4 protein-coding genes are annotated in these 2,768 nt (G+C 51.5%); all 4 read right to left on the bottom strand.

The genetic code is table 11. The features are described from left to right. Positions 1–131: 131 nt before the first annotated feature. Entirely contained in the window at positions 132–710 is a 579-nt protein-coding gene (dsbB, locus tag KDK14_RS07295) for a disulfide bond formation protein DsbB (RefSeq protein WP_257264393.1), read from the bottom strand. 68 nt (positions 711–778) lie between these two features. Further along, positions 779–1,423: a thioredoxin domain-containing protein gene (locus tag KDK14_RS07300; RefSeq protein WP_257264394.1), complete on the bottom strand. Its 645-nt coding sequence runs from the start codon at positions 1,421–1,423 to the stop codon at positions 779–781. 119 nt (positions 1,424–1,542) lie between these two features. Next, the gene (ylqF, locus tag KDK14_RS07305; RefSeq protein WP_257264395.1) at positions 1,543–2,385 is read right to left on the bottom strand and encodes a ribosome biogenesis GTPase YlqF; all 843 of its coding nucleotides are present in this window, start codon (positions 2,383–2,385) and stop codon (positions 1,543–1,545) included. Between the two features lie 74 nt (positions 2,386–2,459). Beyond that, the coding region (locus KDK14_RS07310) for a hypothetical protein (RefSeq protein WP_257264397.1) at positions 2,460–2,768 on the bottom strand (309 nt) is incomplete at its 5' end.

Genomic DNA, 2,768 nt, shown 5'->3' on the forward strand with positions numbered 1-2,768 from the left:
CGGTGGCAGCAAATTGGTCTAAAAATTTCCGACTTTTTATCCTCAATTTTCTGCCGTCCTCGCTACGGGCGCTATTCTCGGACAGCCTCCCGGAGGGAAGGCATCGATTTTTGCAACCGATGCAGAGTCACTTATGGCTTCCTGAATAGCGTGGCATACAGGAAGCTGATAATACAGATTGCTGCCGCCAGCAAATAAATTGAGAAAATCACCACCATCCACTGTGCCATGTTCAGGGTAAGCAGGGTCCAGTCATCGGTACCACAAAGTCCGGTGGGCATAAACAGGGCGGGCCACCATTCATGGAGAGGCAGGTCGAAAGGGAAGACCGGGCGGAAGCTGCAGCTGGCAGAAAAGGGATTAAACCCGGCGTAGTTTCCCGTTTGCGCAATGGCCTCTTGCAGCCCATACAGTGCGCCAGCGATCCAGAGCGTGTAGCCTGTGATTCTTAACAACCGATTGGCCGGTGAAATGATGATAACCAATGGCGCAGTCATCAACACCAGCACGGCGAGCCGCTGATAGACACAGCGCTCGCAGGGGTCCATAAGCAGAATGTACTGAAAGCCCAGGGCGGACAGCTCCATAAAGAGCGTGGTGGCAAACATAATAAGCCAGGTGCCCCGTAAATTTTGCCAGCCATGGATGGTTTGCAGGGGGCTGTGTTGCAAACGGTGCAAGAGGCTATGGGAGTTTTGTTCAGCAGCCAATGGTCGGTTCCCTCGCGAAATTACCGCTGGCTTTCCGGCTGGGTGACCAAAAAGCCATCGGTGCTGGTTTATTGTGCCTCTTCCAAAGGAAGTTTGGTCAGGTAGGTGATCAGCGCGTTCAGGTCGTCATGGGATTTCAAGCTGCCCATGTTGATGAGGTAACGGTTATTCACCATAAAGCCGGGAACGGCCTGAACGTGTTCGCCATACTGGTTCCAGTCCAGTACTGTCCTCATGACCATCAGGTTATTCTGGTTCGCCTCGAAGTCAGACTGTTTCAGTCCAGCCTTTTCCAGGGTCTGGAAGAAGTCCGCATCATTTCGCCAGTCGCCCCTGCGTTCCACATGAAGGCGATGGAACAGCGCCTGTTTGACGGCGTTATGGCGTGGTGTGCCCCGGGTCATGGCCAGTGCCAGGGTAGCCTGTTTGGCATAGGTACCCATAAAATTTATGTGCGCCTGTTTGAACACAATATCCTGCTGACTCAGCCAACCTTTCAGGGTAATCAGTGGTCCTTTCTCCCACTGATAGCAGCCTCCGCAGTAAATAGAAAATAGCTCGGTCAGGGTTGGTCTGGTAACAGGGGCAAGCCCGGTAACGACTTCATAATGGGTCCCTTCCCGGAACCGACTGGCATTATCAGCGCTGTCCGTTGCTTTGGCAAAAGCCATCATCGGGAATATAAACATAAGTACCAATAACAACTTTTTCATCGTCATTATTTTCCTGTAGTCCAGTTTAATGGGGTGAATATTGTGAATATTGTGAATATAAAGAGGTTAACATTGTCCAAACCCCAGTGTCTGTTCAAGCTGGTTATTTGCCAGCCTTTTCAGCTTCCCTCGCCGCTTTTGCGGCTGCCATGGTCTGCAATCATGTCCGGTGTTTCCAGGGTAATCCGGCCCAGCTGGCCATCCCGGAACTCATTGATCAGAATTTCCGCAACCTTATGGGTATCGGCAATGCCCCCCCGGCGCATACAGCCCCGCCGCTGGCCGATTCTGTCAAACAGCTCGATTCCGGTGTGCGGGATGTCCTTAAGCTGGTAACGCTGCACGAGCGCATCCGGATAATATTGCATCATGTACTCGGCCAGATACATGGCAACGTCTTCAAATTCAATCACCGTGCTTTTGATGGCTCCGCTGATGGCCAGACGATAGCCGCAATCCCGGGGCTCAAGCTTTGGCCAGAGAAAGCCGGGAGTGTCCAGCAAGACAATATTATTGGGCAGTTTGATTCTCTGCTGCTGTCTGGTGACCGCCGGCTCATTACCGGTTTTGGCCACCGTCCGGCTGGCCAGGATATTAATGGTGGTGGATTTGCCCACATTGGGGATGCCAAGAATGATGGCCTTTAGCTGGCTGACCTCCAGATTTCGTTCAGGGACCATGGCGGGGGCCATCGCCAGAACGCTGCGAATTTTGTCCGGTTGTTTCAGATTGACGGCAATGGCCTTCATGCCGGAAGTGTGGTTGATATGGTCTAGCCATTGTTGGGTCACCGCCGGATCCGCCAGATCACTCTTGTTAAGCATCTTGATGCAGGGGGTGTCCCCGCGCAGGGATGCAACCATCGGATTCTCACTGCTAAACGGAAGCCTGGCATCCAGCACCTCAATAATCAGATCCATCTTTGGTATCACTTCACGGATCTCTTTTTTGGCCTTATGCATATGGCCGGGATACCAGTTTATTGCCATTGTTGGATCTATCTTGCCTGGATGAAAGCCGATAATCTTACTATGTATCAGGTGCGCCACAAACCAACAATGTTAAAATCATAAACAATAGCGGCTGACAGCGATGGCGAGTATGCGCTCAAGATTTGTCCCACTATAACTTCATCATTTAGCTCAGTCTGGGAAAAGGTCGCCACCCGCTTACCGCACGGTGGTTCCGGCTTTTCGGGTAGCGTCTTCAGCAATGTGAAATAGAATTTTTGTTTCAGCAGAACCTGCCCAATGTTTTTTTCAGCCAAGACATTATCCGGGCTAAGGTGCGCGTAACTATTCGTTGAAACCATATTGACCCTTGATTTCCAAGGGCTACAAGCACC

It is taken from the genome of Endozoicomonas sp. ONNA2, from assembly GCF_024606365.1.
Taxonomy (GTDB): Bacteria; Pseudomonadota; Gammaproteobacteria; order Pseudomonadales; family Endozoicomonadaceae; genus Endozoicomonas.